14 protein-coding genes and 1 riboswitch are annotated in these 18,057 nt (G+C 59.3%); of the genes, 7 read left to right on the top strand and 7 right to left on the bottom strand.

Features of this window, described 5'->3' with window-relative positions; genetic code table 11:
• Positions 1-124: 124 nt before the first annotated feature.
• The 3 genes from oxlT to GBCGDNIH1_RS16420 all read left to right on the top strand — a co-directional run bounded on the left by oxlT (position 125) and on the right by GBCGDNIH1_RS16420 (position 4,235).
• Positions 125-1,414 carry an oxalate/formate MFS antiporter gene (oxlT, locus tag GBCGDNIH1_RS16430; RefSeq protein WP_038511611.1) on the top strand — a complete coding sequence of 430 codons (1,290 nt, stop codon included), beginning with the start codon at positions 125-127 and terminating at the stop codon, positions 1,412-1,414.
• Positions 1,415-1,580: 166 nt separating this feature from the next.
• The gene (locus GBCGDNIH1_RS16425; RefSeq protein WP_011631497.1) at positions 1,581-3,116 is read left to right on the top strand and encodes an acyl--CoA ligase; all 1,536 of its coding nucleotides are present in this window, start codon (positions 1,581-1,583) and stop codon (positions 3,114-3,116) included.
• A 123-nt stretch (positions 3,117-3,239) separates the two neighbouring features.
• Positions 3,240-4,235: a 2-dehydropantoate 2-reductase gene (locus GBCGDNIH1_RS16420; RefSeq protein ID WP_011631496.1), complete on the top strand. Its 996-nt coding sequence runs from the start codon at positions 3,240-3,242 to the stop codon at positions 4,233-4,235.
• A gap of 57 nt (positions 4,236-4,292) precedes the next feature.
• On the opposite strand, the gene GBCGDNIH1_RS16415 is transcribed toward GBCGDNIH1_RS16420, so the two are convergent.
• Entirely contained in the window at positions 4,293-4,649 is a 357-nt protein-coding gene (locus GBCGDNIH1_RS16415) for a hypothetical protein (protein ID WP_157691982.1), read from the bottom strand.
• A gap of 80 nt (positions 4,650-4,729) precedes the next feature.
• Here GBCGDNIH1_RS16415 and GBCGDNIH1_RS16410 point away from each other — a divergent pair, with 80 nt between their 5' ends.
• From GBCGDNIH1_RS16410 to GBCGDNIH1_RS16400, 3 genes are all read left to right on the top strand, one after another.
• Complete coding sequence (locus GBCGDNIH1_RS16410; RefSeq protein WP_025319247.1) at positions 4,730-5,959, top strand: TIGR03862 family flavoprotein; 1,230 nt, start codon at positions 4,730-4,732, stop codon at positions 5,957-5,959.
• Between the two features lie 29 nt (positions 5,960-5,988).
• On the top strand, positions 5,989-6,828 hold the full coding sequence (locus tag GBCGDNIH1_RS16405) for an aldo/keto reductase (protein ID WP_011631493.1): 840 nt from the start codon (positions 5,989-5,991) through the stop codon (positions 6,826-6,828).
• A gap of 160 nt (positions 6,829-6,988) precedes the next feature.
• The gene (locus GBCGDNIH1_RS16400; RefSeq protein ID WP_011631492.1) at positions 6,989-8,599 is read left to right on the top strand and encodes an L-lactate permease; all 1,611 of its coding nucleotides are present in this window, start codon (positions 6,989-6,991) and stop codon (positions 8,597-8,599) included.
• Here the strand turns inward: GBCGDNIH1_RS16400 and GBCGDNIH1_RS16395 are convergent.
• Positions 8,586-9,188: a DUF1826 domain-containing protein gene (locus GBCGDNIH1_RS16395; protein WP_157781202.1), complete on the bottom strand. Its 603-nt coding sequence runs from the start codon at positions 9,186-9,188 to the stop codon at positions 8,586-8,588. The genes GBCGDNIH1_RS16400 and GBCGDNIH1_RS16395 overlap by 14 nt on opposite strands.
• Positions 9,189-9,436: 248 nt before the next feature.
• Positions 9,437-9,651: riboswitch (cobalamin riboswitch) on the top strand.
• A gap of 113 nt (positions 9,652-9,764) precedes the next feature.
• Here GBCGDNIH1_RS16395 and metE point away from each other — a divergent pair.
• Positions 9,765-12,068, top strand: a complete 2,304-nt coding sequence (gene metE, locus GBCGDNIH1_RS16390; RefSeq protein WP_043452738.1) for a 5-methyltetrahydropteroyltriglutamate--homocysteine S-methyltransferase — start codon at positions 9,765-9,767, stop codon at positions 12,066-12,068.
• Between the two features lie 42 nt (positions 12,069-12,110).
• Here metE and GBCGDNIH1_RS16385 read toward each other — a convergent pair whose 3' ends face one another.
• Genes GBCGDNIH1_RS16385 through GBCGDNIH1_RS16365 form a run of 5 tightly spaced genes read right to left on the bottom strand, consistent with a single transcriptional unit; the run spans position 12,111 to position 18,052 of the window.
• The gene (locus GBCGDNIH1_RS16385) at positions 12,111-13,487 is read right to left on the bottom strand and encodes a glutamine synthetase family protein (protein WP_011631489.1); all 1,377 of its coding nucleotides are present in this window, start codon (positions 13,485-13,487) and stop codon (positions 12,111-12,113) included.
• Entirely contained in the window at positions 13,484-14,290 is an 807-nt protein-coding gene (locus GBCGDNIH1_RS16380) for a formylmethanofuran dehydrogenase subunit C (RefSeq protein WP_011631488.1), read from the bottom strand. Before GBCGDNIH1_RS16380 ends, GBCGDNIH1_RS16385 begins: the two co-directional genes overlap by 4 nt.
• On the bottom strand, positions 14,287-15,354 hold the full coding sequence (gene fhcD, locus GBCGDNIH1_RS16375; protein WP_157691981.1) for a formylmethanofuran--tetrahydromethanopterin N-formyltransferase: 1,068 nt from the start codon (positions 15,352-15,354) through the stop codon (positions 14,287-14,289). The genes GBCGDNIH1_RS16380 and fhcD overlap by 4 nt, the downstream gene beginning before the upstream one ends.
• On the bottom strand, positions 15,351-16,952 hold the full coding sequence (locus GBCGDNIH1_RS16370) for a formylmethanofuran dehydrogenase subunit A (RefSeq protein ID WP_011631486.1): 1,602 nt from the start codon (positions 16,950-16,952) through the stop codon (positions 15,351-15,353). The genes fhcD and GBCGDNIH1_RS16370 overlap by 4 nt, the downstream gene beginning before the upstream one ends.
• On the bottom strand, positions 16,952-18,052 hold the full coding sequence (locus GBCGDNIH1_RS16365; protein ID WP_050748405.1) for a hypothetical protein: 1,101 nt from the start codon (positions 18,050-18,052) through the stop codon (positions 16,952-16,954). The genes GBCGDNIH1_RS16370 and GBCGDNIH1_RS16365 overlap by 1 nt, the downstream gene beginning before the upstream one ends.
• Between the last annotated feature and the right edge of the window lie 5 nt (positions 18,053-18,057).

The following is an 18,057-nucleotide window of genomic DNA, read 5'->3' as shown; positions in this document are numbered from 1 at the left end:
TTATCATGCTGCCATAAAAACATAAAATTTCGCCCTCGCAACACTTAACAAGCTGGCGGGGGTTTTGTAGAAAGAAAATCAATGCGGGGATGAGTTTCCCGCAATGTTAGGGAGCCTAAGCATTATGAGTGGAACCGCCCTCCAGCCATCGGGTTCCCGTTGGCTGCAGCTGGCGCTTGGCGTCGTCTGCATGGTGATGATTGCGAACCTTCAGTACGGCTGGACCCTGTTTGTCCTGCCTATCGACAAGGCGCATCATTGGGGACGCGCTGCCATCCAGGTAGCATTTACGGTTTTTGTTCTGACGGAAACCTGGCTGGTACCAATCGAAGGCTGGCTGGTTGACCGCTATGGTCCCAGACTGGCCGTTCTGGCGGGTGGTGTGCTGATCGCTGCTTCCTGGGCTATCGACAGCATGGCCGATTCGCTGACCGTGCTCTACACCGCCGCTGCGATCGGTGGTGTCGGATGCGGGCTGGTTTATGGTGCTACTGTCGGTAACGCTCTGAAATGGTTCCCGGACAAACGCGGTCTGGCTTCCGGCATCACTGCCGCAGGGTTCGGCGCTGGCTCGGCTGTTACCATCGTGCCGATTTCATCCTGGATTGCCTCTCACGGTTATGAATCCGCCTTCCTGACCTTCGGTCTCGGGCAGGGCATCATCGTGATGATCGCCTCCATGTTCCTTGTCGCCCCGCAAAAGGCACCTTCCGCCATCGATACCGGCCGCCCGACAGGAGAGCTTGAAGGCAAGACGCCGGCTCAGACCCTGCGCCATCCGGTGTTCTGGCTGCTGTATCTGATGTTCGTGCTGGTCTGCACCGGCGGATTGATGGCAACGGCCCAAATCGCGGTCATCGCCAGAGATTATGGTGTTGATCAGATGCCGGTGACCCTGCTTGGCCTCACATTACCCGCGCTGACTTTCGCCCTGTCGCTTGATCGCGTTCTGAATGGTCTGACACGCCCGTTCTTCGGCTGGGTCTCTGACCGTATCGGTCGTGAACTGACCATGTTCATCGCGTTCGGGATCGAGGCCGTGGGTATTTTCGCCCTGCTGCATTATGCGCACAGCCCGGTTGCCTTCGTGATCGTCACCGGTCTGGTGTTTTTCGCCTGGGGTGAAATCTACAGCCTGTTCCCGGCCACCTGCACCGATACGTTCGGCCGGCGATATGCCACCACCAATTACGGCATGCTGTATACAGCCAAAGGCACCTCCGCCCTGCTGGTTCCGGTCAGCTCCATCATCACAGCCCATACCGGAAGCTGGGAGGCCGTGTTCTATGTCGCCGCCGCCAGCAATGCTCTGGCTGCCATTCTGGCCTTGTTTGTGCTCAAGCCACTACGCCACGCCAACATCCGGGCGATGGAAGAAAACGGGCTTTCCCTGTCTCCCGTATCTTACGACTGAGACGGACCTATCAGGGCCGGGCGGCCATCATTGCATCCGGCCCTGATAACAACCTTACGAAGATTTACTGCTTTGCGCCTGCTCCGGCGCACGATCCGCCTCTACCGGGGTGGCAGAGCCTGCGGATCGTCTCACGCATAACCGCTCATGACATCGAGGGGATACGATGACCGAGTATTTCGCTGACACGATTCAGGGTCTGCTGACACGCGGCGCCGCTGATGCGCCCGCCATTGGCGCGCCCGGTCGCACCGCATTGACCTATGCAGGGCTGCGCACGCTGGCCGCCCGCACGACCGAAACGCTGGGCAAGGCCGGGATCGGCCGCGGTGACCGCGTGGCCATCGTGCTGCCGAACGGCCCTGAAATGGCTGCCAGCTTTATTGCCGTGGCTCATGCCGCCACCACCGCGCCGTTGAATCCCGCCTATAAGGAAGAAGAATTCGACTTCTACCTGTCCGATCTCAACGCCAAGGCGCTGGTGATCCAGCGCGGCATGGAAAGCCCGGCGCGCATTGTCGCGGCACGCCGCTCCATCCCGGTGATCGAACTGGACCCGATCGAGGCTTCCGGGGCGGGTGATTTTTCACTGGCGCTGCCGGAAGGGCTGAGCGGTGAGCCTTCCACGGCAGGCATCCCGCAGGCCGAGGATATCGCGCTGGTTCTGCACACTTCCGGCACCACCTCACGTCCTAAAATCGTACCGCTGCGTCAGGTCAATGTCTCTGCATCCGCGATCCATATCGCCGAAACGCTGGCGCTGACGCCCAATGATGTGTGCCTGAACATCATGCCGCTGTTCCACATTCACGGGCTGATCGCCGCCACCCTGTCATCCCTCGCCGCCGGCGCATCCGTGGTGGCAACCCCGGGCTTCAATGCATTCAAGTTCTTCTCCTGGTTCTCTGAAGCAAACCCGAGCTGGTACACGGCGGTTCCAACCATGCATCAGGCCATTCTGGGTCTGGCCGGACGCAATAAGGACACCATCGCCAGAAGCCGGCTGCGCTTTATCCGTTCCTCCTCCTCCTCCCTGCCGCCGCAGGTGATGAAGGATCTGGAGGATGCGTTCTCCGTACCAGTGCTGGAAGCGTACGGCATGACCGAAGCCGCCCATCAGATGTGCTCCAATCCGCTGCCCCCGCGCGCACATTATGCCGGCAGTGTCGGCATTGCTGCCGGTCCCGAAGTCGGAATCATGGATGATGATGGTACCATCCTCGGCCCGAACCAGCTGGGGGAGGTCGTGATCCGCGGCCGTAACGTCACGGCAGGATATGAAAACAACCCGGATGCCAATCTGAAGGGTTTCCATAATGGCTGGTTCCGCACCGGCGATCAGGGCAAGATTGACGAAGCCGGGTATCTGTGGCTGACCGGCCGTATCAAGGAAATCATCAATCGCGGCGGTGAGAAGTTCAGCCCGCTTGAAGTTGATAACGTCGTGATGGAACACCCGGCGGTGCAGCAATGCCTGACCTTCGCCATTCCGCATGACAAGCTCGGGGAAGAAGCCGGCCTCGCCATTGTACTGCATGAGGGCCAGACCGCTGATGAGCACCAGATTCGCGACTATCTCAGCCAGCGTCTGGCCGCCTTCAAGGTGCCGCGCAAGATTGTGTTCCTGACGGAAATTCCAAAAGGTGCCACCGGCAAGCTGCAACGCATCGGTCTGGCGGAAAAACTGGGGCTGACGGCGTAAGCACCCGTCTTTTCCAACGCATAAAACAAGGCGGTGCAGATGGTTTTCCTACTCTGTGTCGCCTGACCCGCCATGATGAACACGGCCCGGTATGGAAGGCCGTCATAAGCAAGGATCGAGACGATGAAAGTCGCCATTTTCGGCGCCGGTGCCATCGGTGGATTGCTCGGCTTCAAGCTTGCGAAAGCCGGAGTGGATGTCACCCTCGTGGCACGCGGGCCGCAGCTTGCCGCCCTGCAACAGAATGGGCTGACCCTGATCCGCGATGGTGAGCGTGACACCGTCGCCGTGCGCGCCGTCGGCAGTGCGGCGGAGGCCGGAATTCAGGATTACGTGTTCGTGACGCTGAAGGCGCATTCGTTGCCCGGCGCCGCCCCGTCCATCGCACAGATGATGGGACCGGACAGCGCACTCGTCACCGGCATCAATGGCGTGCCCTACTGGTATTTTTACGGGCTGGAAGGCGAGCACGCCAATCGTCGGGTGGAAAGCGTCGATCCGGGTGGAAAATTGTGGGACATCATCCCCCCCAGCCAGGCGATTGGCTCCGTGGTCTACCCGGCCTCCGAAGTGGTGGAGCCGGGGGTTATTGAACACACTTATGGCGATCGCTTCTCACTCGGCGAACCGGATGGCAGCCGTTCGCCGCGTATCGAGGCGTTGAGCAAGGCCATGATTGCCGCCGGTCTGAAAGCGCCTATACGTCCGCGCATCCGTGATGAAATCTGGGTCAAGCTGTGGGGCAATCTCTGCTTCAACCCGATCAGCGCACTGACCGGCGCGACGCTGGACATCATCACCACCCGCCCCGACCTGCGCCAGACCTGCCGGGGCATGATGGGGGAGGCCCAGATCGTGGCTGAAAAGCTCGGCGTGCGCTTCGGCATCGATCTGGAAAAGCGCATCGATGGCGCGGCCGAGGTCGGCGTGCACAAGACGTCCATGTTGCAGGATCTGGAACGTGGCCGCCCAATGGAAATCGACGCGCTGCTGGGCGCGGTGGTGGAGCTGGGTCATGTCACCGGGACACCGATGCCGTCCTGCGAGCTGGTGCTGGCCCTGGTACGGGAACGCGCCCGCCAGTCCGGCTGCTACGAAGACCCGCAGCCTGCCGCCTGAATCAAACGGAATCCAATCTGTAACGGAAAAGGGGGCAGTCAGCCCCCTTTTTCTGTTTCACGGTCCCGGAAAGGCAACATAAGCAGCCAGCATCAGCACGCCCCCCATAGCCAGCGTCGCATGCAGCCCGACCAAAAGAATGGGCGGCCTGCGTCCGACCCAGCGGCAAACCAGCATCCCCATAGCGATCATAAAAGCCGTCGCGATCAACCCAAATGCCATACTACCGAATTGAGCCACACCAAACGCGGCTCCCCTCACCGGCTCATTCTGTCCACGCCACAGCAAAAACAGGCTGCACATCCCGGCTATCGCATGCATGAAGGCAGGCAGTGCGCGCAGCACCACGGAGGAAGCAGGCCGCGCCAGCATCCAGGCGGCCACAACTCCGAGCGCGCCCGTCAAGACGAGCATCTGAAAAGCCGCTATCATCTCGCCGTCATGTCCTGCACGAATCCTGTCCTGCCACCTTGTCTGCCACGGCCTGCCCTCCGATGAGCGGTATCGCGATCATCGGTGCGGGGCCAGCCGGATTATGCGCCGCCGAGCATCTTTCCGCCCTCGGCCATACAGTCCATGTCTATGAGAAAATGCCGTCCCCCGCCCGCCGCCTGCTCATGGCCGGACGCGGCGGCCTCAATCTGACCCATTCCGAACCGCTGGCCGATTTCCTGACACGCTATGGCTCCGCGTGCCCGTCACTGGAAGCAGCGCTCTGTGCTTTTCCACCCGATGCCCTGCGTCACTGGGCCGAGGGGCTGGGCCAACCCCTGTTCGTGGGCAGCAGCGGACGAGTCTTTCCGCGGGCGATGAAAGCCTCTCCCCTGCTCCGCGCCTGGCTGGAGCGACTGACTGCACAGGGTGTCATCATCCATACCAGGCATGAATGGCGCGGATGGCAGCCGGATGGCTCCCTCCTGATAAGCGGCCCGGATGGCGCTCCCCACCAGTTACCTCCTGTTGCAGCCACCCTGCTGGCCCTTGGCGGAGCCTCCTGGCCCAGGCTGGGCAGCAATGGTGACTGGGTGACGTCTCTGACAAAAGCCGGGCTGCCGGTCGCACCGCTGAAACCCGCGAATTGCGGATTTTCCAAACCATGGACACCGTTTTTCATCAGCCGGCATGAAGGAACGGCTCTCAAAAACATCGCCCTGTCCATTGCCGGAGAACCCGATCAGACTGCGCGAGGCGACCTGATCATCACCGCTTACGGGCTGGAAGGCGGCCCGATTTACGCTCTTTCCGCCCGCCTGCGCGACCTGATCGAACGGAATGGCCATGCCGATCTCTGCCTCGATCTGCGCCCGGATATGGCGAAAGACATTATGGCAGCCAAACTCGCACGCGCCCGCAGCAGGGAATCTCTCTCGAACACGTTGCGCAAAGCCCTGACCCTGTCCTCTGCCGCAAGCCATCTGTTGAGGGAAAGTACGGTCTCACCACCAGCCGATCCAGGGTGCCTTGCCGCTCTGATCAAGTCTCTGCCCCTGCGTCTGACGGGGGTACAGCCTCTGGAACGCGCCATCTCCACTGCTGGTGGTGTGCGATGGGAAGCCGTGGATGAGCAGTTCATGATCCGCAGCAGGCCCGGCCTGTTCGTGGCGGGTGAAATGCTGGACTGGGAGGCTCCAACTGGCGGATATCTGCTTCAGGCATGCTTTGCCACCGGCCGAGCCGCCGCCAGCGGTATGGCTCACTGGCTGGAAAAACAATCATCGCTTTGACCAAAACCTGTCAGAAAGGAGATCTCCGCATGGCCTCCATCGCTGTATCGCAGGTTCCGCTGCTGTCCCTGAATGATGGGCACGCCATTCCCCAGATCGGACTGGGCGTCTATAAAATCATCGACCATCAGGTCGAACCGGCTATTCATACCGCGATTGAAGCCGGATACCGGCTGATTGATACCGCCTCTTTCTATGGCAATGAGGAGCAGACAGGAGCTGCCATTGCTGCCTCCTCTGTTCCTCGCAGCGAACTGTTCATCACGACCAAGCTCTGGAATGACGATCAGGGCTATGATCAGACTTTGCACGCTTTTGATCTCAGTATGGAAAGACTGGGGCTTGAATATCTGGATCTCTATCTGATCCATTGGCCTGTGCCTGCGCGTGATCGTTATGTAGACACATGGCGGGCGTTGATACGCTTACAGAAAGAAAGCAGAGTAAGGTCGATTGGCGTTTCCAATTTTCAGCCAGCCCATTTGCGCCGCCTGATTGATGAAACGGGCGTGATACCCTGTCTCAATCAGGTGGAGCTACATCCGGCCCTGTCTCAACCCGCCTTGCGTGCCTTTCATGCCTCACTAGGCATCGTGACGCAGGCCTGGAGTCCTTTGGCCCGCGGAAGTATACTGCATGACGAAAGGCTTGTGACTATTGCAGCCAGACATCAGCGCAGTCCCGCACAGATCGTATTGCGGTGGCATCTTCAGAATGGCAGCGCGGTCATCCCGAAATCAGCCACGCCAGCCCGCATAAAAGACAATATCGCCCTGTTCGATTTCAATCTGGATGCCACCGACATGCGGATGATCGATGCCCTGCGCACAGATTGCCGGACCGGAGCAGACCCGGATACCGCACACTGAGCCAGTCTCCACCCGAATTCTCTTCTGCAGGAGACTGAATAGCCCTTGTCCTGTGCCGGAAATACCATGATACGGACATTCGATTCTACCCCGTGCCGTTCCATACGCAACCCATTCACTGAAGCCCATCCTTCAGCACAGGACCGGACAATTCCCTATCATGTTTCAGCAAGTTCTCAGGCCCGTTTCGGACAGTCTGCCATTGTCTTTTCTGGTGGCGATCCTTCCCATCGCCACCGTTCTCATCCTGCTCGGTGTGGTGCGGCGGCCAGCCTGGCAAGCTTCCCTTGCCGGACTGGTCGTTGGGCTGCTCTGCGCCGTTCTGATCTGGCAATGCCCACCTGGCATCGCGTTCAACAGCATTGCCGCCGGAATGACGTTCGCACTGTGGCCGGTCATGTGGATCGTGTTCAACGCGCTGGTACTCTATAATGTCGCTGTTCAATCACGACGCTTCGACGCATTCCGCGACTGGGTGATCGACCATCTGCCGGATGATCGGCGGGTGGTTCTGATCGTTATCGGTTTCTGCTTCGGGGCGCTGATGGAAGGCGTTTCCGGTTTCGGCACCCCTATCGCCATTACCAGCGCCTTGCTGGTGCTGGTCGGCTTTCCGCCGATCGAGGCTCTGACCTACACCCTGATCTTCAACACCGCACCCGTCGCTTTCGGTGCACTGGGAGCACCGGTGACGGTATTGGGGCAAGTCACCAGCCTGCCTGACACCGTGCTGGCTTCCATGGTCGGGCGGCAGTTGCCACTGCTGGCCCTGCTGCTGCCTTTCTATGTGATGGCCGTTTATGGTGGCCTGCGCTCGGTGCGTGCACTCTGGCCGGTTTTGCTTGTATCAGGCAGCAGCTTTGCACTGGGACAGTTCGTTTCTTCCAACTTCATCGACTACAAGCTGACCGACGTTCTTTCATCCTTGTCCGCCCTTGCCGCCACTATCGGTTTCCTGCGGATATGGCAGCCTGAACCTGATCCTGCTTTCCGTATTGATCGCAGCCAGACCGCCGCAAAAGCGCAATCCGATCGTGCGCCGATACCATCATGGCAGGGTTGGCTGCCCTGGCTCACCGTCTCCGCGGTGGTGATCATCTGGACGTCATTACGCATCTTCGAGATCGGGGCACATAAAATTCCCTGGCCAGGGCTGGATCATGCCGTATTTATAACCCTGTATGGCAAACCTTATGCGGCCAACTGGGTGTTTCAGCCCCTGGCCAGCGGTACGGCCATTCTGCTGGCCGCCATCCTGACCTCGCTGATGGTTGGCATCGGACCACGCGGTTTCCTCAATGCCATGGTGGCAACATGGCGGCAGACACGCATCGCCATTCTGACTGTCGCGCTGATCATCGGCCTCGCCTATCTGATGAATTACTCAGGCATGACCTATACGCTTGGTCTGGCCGTTGCGTCGGTAGGGCCGGCTTTTCCGATCCTTTCCGCTTTTCTCGGCTGGATTGCCGTGTTTTTGTCCGGAAGCGATACATCCGGCAATGCCCTGTTCGGGAATTTACAGGTCGTGGCTGCCAATCAGCTGCATCTGAATCCTGTGCTGTTCGCTGCGACCAATTCTTCGGGGGGTGTGATGGGAAAGATGATCTCCCCACAGAATATCGCCACCGGTGTCGCCACCACCAATCTGAAAGGTCAGGAAGGCGCGGTCCTGGCCCGCACCTTCTGGCACAGCATCATCCTGACTCTGGTGCTCGGTATGATCGTTGTCGTCATGCAGTATGTGACCCCCTGGATCATTCCGGAATAATACCATCACCGTTGTCATGATCAGTGGCATCATCAATGGCGAGAAACAGCCTTGTGATGCCGCTGCCCGCGACAGGCGGAGACCGATGCAGCAAGGCTGGTTTCTGCACCGTTTCCGCCCGACGGCCCCGCATGATGGTCACAGTACCGGTCTGTGCCTGACGAATAGCAGAAGCAGGCCATGCTTTCCCCTGCTCCCATTCTGTTGCCATATCGGGGTGAATCCACTGTGTGCCCGGCCCACGATATGTACAGGTCAGGCGATGGTGAACATGATCCGCATGAAAGCGGCGGCAGGCATCGGTGCGGATGGCTTCCAACCGCACCAGAAGTTCCTTCGCGCCAGTGATGGCCTGAAACAGACGCCCAAGCGCCAGTATATCCTGCGCCAGCCAGACCCTGAGCCAGGCCGGGCCGAAAGCGGCATCCCGGCAGACCTCCTCCACTGCAGCTGCCATTCCTGACGAAGGCCCGATCACACGCATCTCCGGCAGGTTGCAGTCAGGTGTATATTCCAGCGCATGCGCCACCACCTTATCCAGTTGGCGAGGGAAAAAACCAGCCGCCCCATTCTCTAACGCGGCAGCCATGATGCGATGCGCTGTTTTCTCACAAAACGGGCTGATGTCCGGCATTGGCTCATCACAAAGGAAACGCGGGCGGGCGAGAGACGCGGAAGAAAGGCACAAACTCGTCATGGCAAATCCTCACACCAGCCATAAAGCCGAAAACAATAAAGTTATGTTATAACATAACAAACAAGCCATCAATCCAATGCATCTCCAAAATTTACATAAAGATATATTTATATCCGCATTGACTGATGAGATTCTTTTTCCTAAGCATGCCTGGTCGTGGTTCTGCGGGTCCGTCAAAGACGAACGCCGGAGCCAAGAGGGAATCCGGTGCGCATCAGCAAAGCCGGAGCTGCCCCCGCAACTGTAAGCGGCGAGCCTGCATCCACCGACGTCACTGAGGCTTCCGCCTCGGGAAGACAGGATCGCAGGCAATGACCCGTGAGCCAGGAGACCTGCCACGACACCATAATCGTCCCTGGGCGGGGTGTCCCGGTGGTGCGCCTGCACGCCCGTTTTCCAATCCGCGATCACGGGTAACTTTGCATGCGTCCGCTCGGCCTTTGCTTCCATCTTCTGGAGTGTAAGCCGATGTCTTTTTCTTCTCTGCCAGTCAGTACGCTCGGTGTGCCGCGGATCGGTCCGCACCGTGAACTGAAATCTGCACTGGAATCTTACTGGTCAGGCGCATCCGATGCCGATGCGCTTCAAAAAACCGCCACCGCTTTACGGGCGGCAAACTGGGCCAGACAATATGGTCTCGGTGTAACCGTCATACCGTCGAACGATTTTTCGCTTTACGATCATGTGCTCGATACCACCGTGATGGTCGGAGCAATCCCCGAGCATTATGGATGGACCGGCGGCAAGGTCTCACTCGACACTTACTTTGCCATGGCGCGTGGAAATGCTTCTGTCCCCGCGCTGGAAATGACCAAATGGTTCGACACAAACTATCATTTCATGGTGCCGGAACTGCATCGTGATCAGCAATTTTCCCTGACTTCCTCCAAACCACTCGATGAGTATCTGGAGGCCAGAGCACTCGGTCTGGAAACACGCCCGGTGCTGCTGGGACCGGTTACGTTTCTGACTCTCAGTAAAAGCAGGGACGGCAATTTCGATCCGATTTCGCTGATCGACAGACTGCTTCCCGTTTATATCGAAATTCTGTCACAGCTTCACGATGCTGGTGCAGAATGGGTTCAGATGGATGAGCCATGCCTCGTGCTCGATCTGGACACCGTTACGAAAGCGGCGCTGCGTCATGCGTATTATACGCTGCAGCAGGCGCTGCCATCCCTCAACATCATGCTCACCACCTATTTCGGCAGCATTGTCGATATGCTGGACACTGTTCGTACGCTCCCCGTCGCGGGTCTGCATCTCGATCTGGTACGGGCACCGGAACAGCTTGATCATGTGCTGTCGGCAATGCACTCACATCAGGTGCTTTCATTGGGCGTTATCGATGGAAGGAATATCTGGCGCACTGATCTGGCGGCAAAGCTCAATCAACTGGAACGCGTGGTGGCAAAACTGGGCAAAGATCGGGTACAGATTGCAACATCCTGCTCGATGCTGCATGTGCCAGTTGATTTACAGGCTGAAGCCGATCTTGATTCAGAAGTCAGACAATGGCTTGCCTTCTCCGTGCAGAAAATGGAGGAATTGACGACGCTCGGTCTGGCTCTGGCAAATGGGCGTGATGTCGTTTCCCATGCTCTTGCAGCATCATCAGATGCGGCATCACATCGCAGATCCTCCAGAAAAGTGCATAGTGAATCTGTTCAGAGCCGCATTGTATCCCTCTCGCCTGAAATGGCGAAACGGCAGGTTCCGTTCTCTACACGGGCGCAGGAACAGCGCGCAGCGCTGAAACTCAACCTGTTCCCAACGACAACAATCGGTTCCTTTCCACAAACGGATGCTGTGCGTAAGGCACGGGCCGATCATGCGAAACAGCGTATCAGCACGGAGGAATACACCGCTTTTCTGCGTCAGGAAACCGAACAGGCAATACGGTGGCAGGAAGAAACCGGCATTGACGTGCTGGTGCATGGAGAATTCGAACGCAATGACATGGTGCAGTATTTCGGTGAACAATTGAACGGCTATGCCTTCACCACACATGGCTGGGTGCAGAGCTATGGATCACGCTATGTGCGGCCGCCGATCATCTTCGGCGATGTCTCCCGTCCCCATGCCATGACGGTTGACTGGGCCTGCTACGCACAGTCTCTGACAGAGCGGCCCGTCAAAGGCATGCTGACCGGACCGGTGACAATGCTGCAATGGTCGTTCGTACGTGACGACATTCCTCGCGAAAAGGTCTGCCAGCAAATCGCTCTGGCGCTTCGTGATGAGGTTTCTGATCTGGAAGCAGCAGGAATCAAAATCATCCAGATTGATGAACCTGCTTTTCGTGAAGGATTGCCGCTCAAAACCTCCGAATGGCAGCATTATCTGGACTGGGCTGTTTCCTGCTTTCGCCTGTCATCAAGCAGTGTCCGAAACACGACCCAGATCCATACCCATATGTGCTACTCTGAATTCAACGACATCATGGATGCCATTGCCGCGATGGATGCCGATGTCATCTCCATTGAAACATCGCGCTCCAAAATGGAATTGCTCGATGTATTCACCGATTTTCGCTATCCAAACGAAATCGGGCCGGGTGTCTATGATATCCACTCCCCCCGTGTCCCGAGTGTCACTGAAATGACAGACCTTCTGCAAAAGGCGCTGCGTCATCTCTCGCCGGAACAGATATGGGTCAATCCGGATTGCGGACTGAAAACCCGTCATTGGAAAGAGGTCAGACCAGCACTGGTTAATATGGTTTCTGCCGCCCAGGCGCTCCGTAATATTTTTGTGCAGCCGGCAGAATAAGATAAAAGTGGACGATCAAATCATGATCGTCCACTTTCTCGCTTATACGCTGTGGAAATAACGCTGGTATTCAAATCCCGTCACATGGTCCATCAACCACTGCTCGAAGGCTCTTACTTCCGCATGCCCCCTTGCCGCCATATGTGCGCAGAATGCATTTCCAAACCAGCGTGTTACGCGCTCTGATTCTTCCCATGCAGTCAAAGATTCCTTGATCGTACCCGGCAGATCACCCACATCATCAGACAATACGTCTGCGTTCTGAATGCCATCCAGCCCGGCAGCCAGCATGGCGGTGATCGTCAGATACGGATTGACGTCGGCACCCGGCACGCGGTGCTCCAGCCTCATCATCCCGGACGTGGCTCCAGGGATGACACGCACAGCGCTCATCCGGTTTTCGATGCCCCAATCGGCCCGATCAGGTGACCATGCCGCCCGATCCATGCGTCGATAGGCATTGATTGTCGGGCGGAACAGCAAATGTGCATCCCGCATGCCGGACAGCAATCCCGCAAGATAAGAGCAGCCCAGTGCGGACAGATTTCCTCCATCTGCGAATACATTCTGTCCATCCCGCCACAGGCTTTGATGATGATGCAGACCGCATCCGCTCTCAGACCCCGGCGGACGGGAGCGCGCCATGAACGTCACCAGCAATCCCTTCTCCGCACAGAGCTGGCGCAGCACGGATTTCATGCGCATGGCATTATCCGCTGCCAACAATGGCGTTTCAGCACCAAGCGCGATCTCGTAAATGCCCTGCCCGTATTCGCTGACGATGCTGGCCACACGGATGCCCAACACATCAAGCCGTGCCATCAAGGCCGCAGCAAAATCAGGAAAACCCCTGTCACGATGAAGATCATAATTGACCGCCCCACAGCCGTACGGAGTCAGGGCATCAAACCGACCTGCCTGAACCAGCGCATCATCCGCATGGAAAAGCGTGCATTCATATTCCAGCCCGAATCGCGCCTCGAACCCCATTTCCTCTGCCCGCCGTTGCTGGAGGCGCAGCAAGTAACGCGGATCGACCGGACATGGAGAGCCATCAGGCAGATAGGTATTCAGAAAAACCGAGGCAAAACCCTGATCCCAAGGGTGCCATCGCACCGTATCCGGATCCGGCAGCGCCAGAATATTGGCGAAGCCATCCTCCCGCCGTCCCACCACCCCGTCATAGAGCGGCTCATGGACAGGTGCGCCATCTGCCGGGCTGGAGGCATACAACATCGCGTTGAATGCCTCCCCCTCGGTCGCGAACCGGAGCGGCGTGATCTTGGTGCGCAGGCTGCCATTGAGATCAGGCGCCTGCACCAGCAACGCAACAACGCCTTTATCCCGCAATACCTGCTCCGCCGTCAGCAGCGCCTGACACCGGTCAGCGGCATCCCGGGATAAAGATGTTTCTGTCACGCTTCGAGCAGGAACAGCTCACCTCGGCCGATCACGGCACCATCGCCGGCATAGCGGGATGCCGCGCGACTGGCCAGACGAGCCGCTTTCCGGCTGACAGGGTCCAGCGTGCGCACCAACAGACGGGTGAACACCAGATCCGGCGCATGCACCGGGATGAAGGTCGGCAGAACCTCCGCCGTTGCCCCCAGCACCAGCGTTCCACGACGCATCAGATAGCCCGGCAGACCATGCGCCTCACCACAGACAACAATCGTGCCGGCGGCCATGCGGCTGCCTACGGCTTCACCGGCATCGCCCTCAATCACGATCACGCCGCGCCGCAGCCGATCCCCGGCCCGTGGCCCGGCATCCCCCCGGACCACAACCACGCCACCTGCCATGCCATACTGCTCGCCCGCCGCAGGAGCGCCGAGGCGTTCCGCCACATCACCGGAAATCTCGATCAGACCGTTTTTCAGCCCGGAGGCCGCATAAGGTCCGGCACTGCCGAGAATCTGCAATACACCGCCCTTCATGCCACGACCGGCATAGGCCCCGGCATCGCCATCCAGCAGCACGGAGCCGCTGGCCATGCCTGCACCGACGTAATCCAGCCGGTCGGAACCGCCCTCGATCACAATCTGCTCGCTACCGGTTCCACGCAGTTTAAACGCGTCACCGACTGTCACCACTTCACGAGTGGTGTTGATTTCCAGCTTTTCGATGGCGGCCTTGTTGAGGCCATCCAGCTTTTCCGGCGTCAAGGCGGACAGATCGAGGCGCTGCTCCGGGTCCGCCTTCAGAGTGAGACGAATAGTCACCGCAGCAACTCCCGCAGCTTGAAATGATGCCTGCCCAGCTTGCCACCGTAATTACCGGCGGAAATACGGGATGCGCCTTTATCAGGCCCCAGCTTCATGATTGCTTCCATACCGGCCCGCATGGCATCGGCCACCGCCTCTGCCGTCAGACCGTCGATCACGATTTCCAGTACGCTGCGCGTATCATCATCCAGATCGGTTTCCACCTGGCCGTGCAAGGTCGGGCAGAAACGATGATTGGTGGAGGCCGGCAGCATCTTGTATTTCGATCCGACCTTGGAGCCGGAACGGACAATTCCACCCGGAAAAGGCATGATCACATCCGGCACCACTTTCATGGCCTCGACCGCGGTTTCCGCCGCCAGCAGCGTCGCGGCGGGGGAGCGGCCCAACAGGATGAGATTGCCGCCACCCACTGCGTTTTTCGTGTAGCCTGTGGTGCCTTCGCATACGAATTCGCCGTCCATGACGGGAATACGCCAGAAACGCCGGCCATCCAGCTTCTTCGCGATTTGCCAGCCATCCCCGAAATAGCGCAGCAGGCTGCCGATCTTCATCTTCTCCGGCCCGGGAATACCGACATCATAGCAGGCGGCACCCGGACAGGTCAGAACGCATTGGCCGACACGATTTTGCAGTTGTTTCTGCATTTCGTTCCAGCCCATGCCAAACATCAGCACCCGCACGCCGGGGCGTCCATCCGGAGTTTCATCCGGACGGAGTTCGCGGTCGATCCCTGCCTCGATACCGCAGGCAATCACCGATGTCGCGAAGCCGGTCATCGTCTCCGCCGCCTGACGCGCCCATTTGCGGTTGGTGCCAGTCACGATCACGCCGGTCGCGCGCATATCAAACGCTTCGGCGAAGGTATCGTCCACCACCACTTTCGTAACGCGTGCGGCACGCGGCGTCTTGATTGCCGTCGGTTTTGCCGATGCTGCCGAAATTTTCTTCTTTGCAGCCTGTTCCACGACAATCGGTGCGACAGGCTTTGGCCGTACAGTACGGCCAGCATTGGGCGCTTTACTGGGCGCCTTGCTTCCTTTGCCCGGGCTTTTGCTCATTGGGCGCATTCCACTGTTTCAAAGCTCTTGAGATGACCGGGTACATCGAACAGCGTATGCGGCACGCCATAGACCTGTTCGTAATACCCTTTCAGACGCCGGTCGACACTTCTGTCGAATTCGGGCTGCAATGTGAAGCACGTGCCGAACACCGTACGCTGCGTCCTGCCATCCTTGACGACCAGTTCGCCGTTACGGAAAACATAGGCTGCGTCACGGAACATGGCAGCCCTGTCCTCCTGCGGACGGTACACCGACACATCCGCCTTCGATCCGATAGCGAGGTTACCGCGATCAGACAGGCCCAGCAGACGCGCCGGAGCGGCGCGGGTCATGATCGCGATCTCGCGCCAGTCATACTCACGGTTCAGAGAAGGCAGCGTGGTGGCGTCCAGCGCGTCTTTCGGCAGCGTCTCCATCCATTGCGCACGCAGATCGCGGCTCATCAGCAGGGCCATGAGGTCCGGATAAGCCGTGAACGGCGCCCCATTAGGATGATCGGTCGTGAAGAACAAACGCCACGGATCATTGACCAGCAGGAACAGCTCAAGCCCCGCCGCCCATTGCAGTGCGTTGACGAAGCTGGTGCGCTTGTAACGATAAGGCACGACGCCGCCGCCATTGCCGTCCCCATCCAGGATCGACCATTTGCGCGGGAAAGCGGCCACGCGGCCATCGAACTGGCGCAGCACATCGGAAGAAATGGTCACCGTCTGACCGAACATGACCTGCCCGACATCGGCGGTCACATTCGGGCGGCTGTTCATTTCCTCCGCCAACCGAGCGGCAGCAGAGGAGAATTTGCGCGGACCTTCGGTACCGTAGGAATAGAACTGGAGATGCGCGAAATGGACCGGCAGCCCTTCCGCCGCATCCATCGTTGCGATCGCGGTTTCCACATTCCCGGCCATGCCGAGATTGTTGCAGTGCAGATGAACCGGATGGGGAATACCGAGCACGTCCCGCGCCCGCTGAGCCGCCTTGAAAATCTGGCGGGAAGAAACGCCGTAGCTCGGCACTTCATCGTCCAGCGAGAAGCTGCGCAGGTTTTCCTTGAATGCCGCCGCACCGCCCGGATTGATGACCTTCAGGCCCAGCCCGCGGGCAGCCGTGATGTTGCGGGCAACATAATCGGCCAGTGCCGCGTCACTCTCCCCATCACGCACCAGCCGCAGGAAATAGTCATCATTCCCCAGCACCGTCAGCGTTGCGGTGTCAATAAAGGGGATACGTGACAACTCGGCATGGGCCTGCACCGCCACATGCGGGGAAATAGCCGGCTCCACCACGGTGGTGAAGCCCATCTGCACATACAGACGCCCGACCTCATGCGGGATCGGCGTGCCATCGAAGCCGCCTTCCTGTCCGATCAGTTCGGGCAGCAACAGCTTGGCCGTGTTCACATTGGTGCCGGCGATGTGGGAGTGGATATCGATCCCCCCGGCCATCACCACGCAGCCGCTGACATCCACCACCTCATCGGCCCGACCATTGGCGGGAGCCTCGACAATCCGGCCATCCTGAAGCCATAGATCGGCCACTTCATCACGATCGCGCGCCGGATCGACGATCCGTCCGCCTTTCAGAACTGTCAGCATCAGCCTGCCTCATATGCCGCACGCAGGCGGCCCAGAATAGTGGCGACATCCGGACGCGCACTCCGCGATGCAGCGGAAGAGGCCGGATGGTCGATCTGCCCGCCCACAGCCCCTGCGAACAGGATCGCATCATGATCCACACCGGGCTGTCCGACGGCAAAGGCAACCGCCGCCTGCTCCGGCGCTTCATCACCACTGGTCAGGGCGATCACCGGAACGGGGGTATCAGGCGGCAATTCGTAATCGAGCGCGTCGATCCAGAGGAGGCAATCCGTCTCATCCTCGTCGATCAGTCGCAGCAGGTCGAAGCGCCATGGATCATGTTCGGCTCGCCCGCGACCGAAACCCAGACGCGGCGGCAGACCGGTGATCCCGGCTACGGTCTGAATGGCACCCTGAACATTGCCGGGGCCTGCCACCGGCAGGGCAGCATAGCGCGTTGTAGCGTTCAGATCATTGACGAGACCACCCAGCATTTCCACCGACAGCGCATCCAGTGTCTCGGAAGACCACAGGATCGCACCATAGGATGAAGCCTTCAGGGTTTCCGCCAGCGCCTGCACGGCTTTCAGCCGCGCTGCCGGCAGACGCACGGTCCGTCCGGCCACGGCGGCACGCAGCGCGCCGAGAATGACGGGAAGCTCTTCCTCATTCACTTTCAGGTCGCTGCCGGAGGATGCTCCGATACGGATGATCTGGCGCTCCCCACGATGAGTGGCGATGGTCGGCGCCTCGTCCAGAGCCAGATCGGCGGCGAAATTCGGCCATATGGCCTCCACCCCGTCACCGACCAGCACCACGGTCTGCGCCTGGGCGCGGACCTGCAAAGGCGTGACTGTCACCAGTCCCGTCTCCCGCAGCAGATCAAGATCGCGGAAAGCCGCTTCCGACGCGGCATGGTCCAGCGTGCCGCCGACCGCCTCCGCCAGCGCCACCGCAGCTTCCAGTCCTTTCAGGTCGGTCGCCAATCCGCCAATCGCCGGGCTGCGTCCTTCGCGCAGCAATTCGACGGCAGCGTCAACCGCGTCATCCAAACTGGCCTCGCGGCCGTCAATCCAGGCCAGGGCGCCCGCAGCGTCCCCCGTGTCACGTATCGCCATCGCGC

The organism is Granulibacter bethesdensis CGDNIH1, assembly GCF_000014285.2.
Classification (GTDB): Bacteria; Pseudomonadota; Alphaproteobacteria; order Acetobacterales; family Acetobacteraceae; genus Granulibacter; species Granulibacter bethesdensis.
The sequence above is the reverse complement of the archived record's forward strand: the minus strand, read 5'-3'. Positions and strand labels throughout refer to the sequence as shown.

Excerpts from the sequence above, each read along its gene's own strand:
- oxlT (WP_038511611.1), top strand. The coding sequence starts at position 125 with ATGAGTGGAACCGCCCTCCAGCCATCGGGTTCCCGTTGGCTGCAGCTG.
- GBCGDNIH1_RS16425 (WP_011631497.1), top strand. The coding sequence starts at position 1,581 with ATGACCGAGTATTTCGCTGACACGATTCAGGGTCTGCTGACACGCGGC.
- GBCGDNIH1_RS16420 (WP_011631496.1), top strand. The coding sequence starts at position 3,240 with ATGAAAGTCGCCATTTTCGGCGCCGGTGCCATCGGTGGATTGCTCGGC.
- GBCGDNIH1_RS16415 (WP_157691982.1), bottom strand. The coding sequence starts at position 4,649 with ATGCTCGTCTTGACGGGCGCGCTCGGAGTTGTGGCCGCCTGGATGCTG.
- GBCGDNIH1_RS16410 (WP_025319247.1), top strand. The coding sequence starts at position 4,730 with ATGAGCGGTATCGCGATCATCGGTGCGGGGCCAGCCGGATTATGCGCC.
- GBCGDNIH1_RS16405 (WP_011631493.1), top strand. The coding sequence starts at position 5,989 with ATGGCCTCCATCGCTGTATCGCAGGTTCCGCTGCTGTCCCTGAATGAT.
- GBCGDNIH1_RS16400 (WP_011631492.1), top strand. The coding sequence starts at position 6,989 with ATGTTTCAGCAAGTTCTCAGGCCCGTTTCGGACAGTCTGCCATTGTCT.
- GBCGDNIH1_RS16395 (WP_157781202.1), bottom strand. The coding sequence starts at position 9,188 with ATGGCTGCCGCGTTAGAGAATGGGGCGGCTGGTTTTTTCCCTCGCCAA.
- metE (WP_043452738.1), top strand. The coding sequence starts at position 9,765 with ATGTCTTTTTCTTCTCTGCCAGTCAGTACGCTCGGTGTGCCGCGGATC.
- fhcD (WP_157691981.1), bottom strand. The coding sequence starts at position 15,354 with ATGAGCAAAAGCCCGGGCAAAGGAAGCAAGGCGCCCAGTAAAGCGCCC.
- GBCGDNIH1_RS16370 (WP_011631486.1), bottom strand. The coding sequence starts at position 16,952 with ATGCTGACAGTTCTGAAAGGCGGACGGATCGTCGATCCGGCGCGCGAT.
- GBCGDNIH1_RS16365 (WP_050748405.1), bottom strand. The coding sequence starts at position 18,052 with ATGGCGATACGTGACACGGGGGACGCTGCGGGCGCCCTGGCCTGGATT.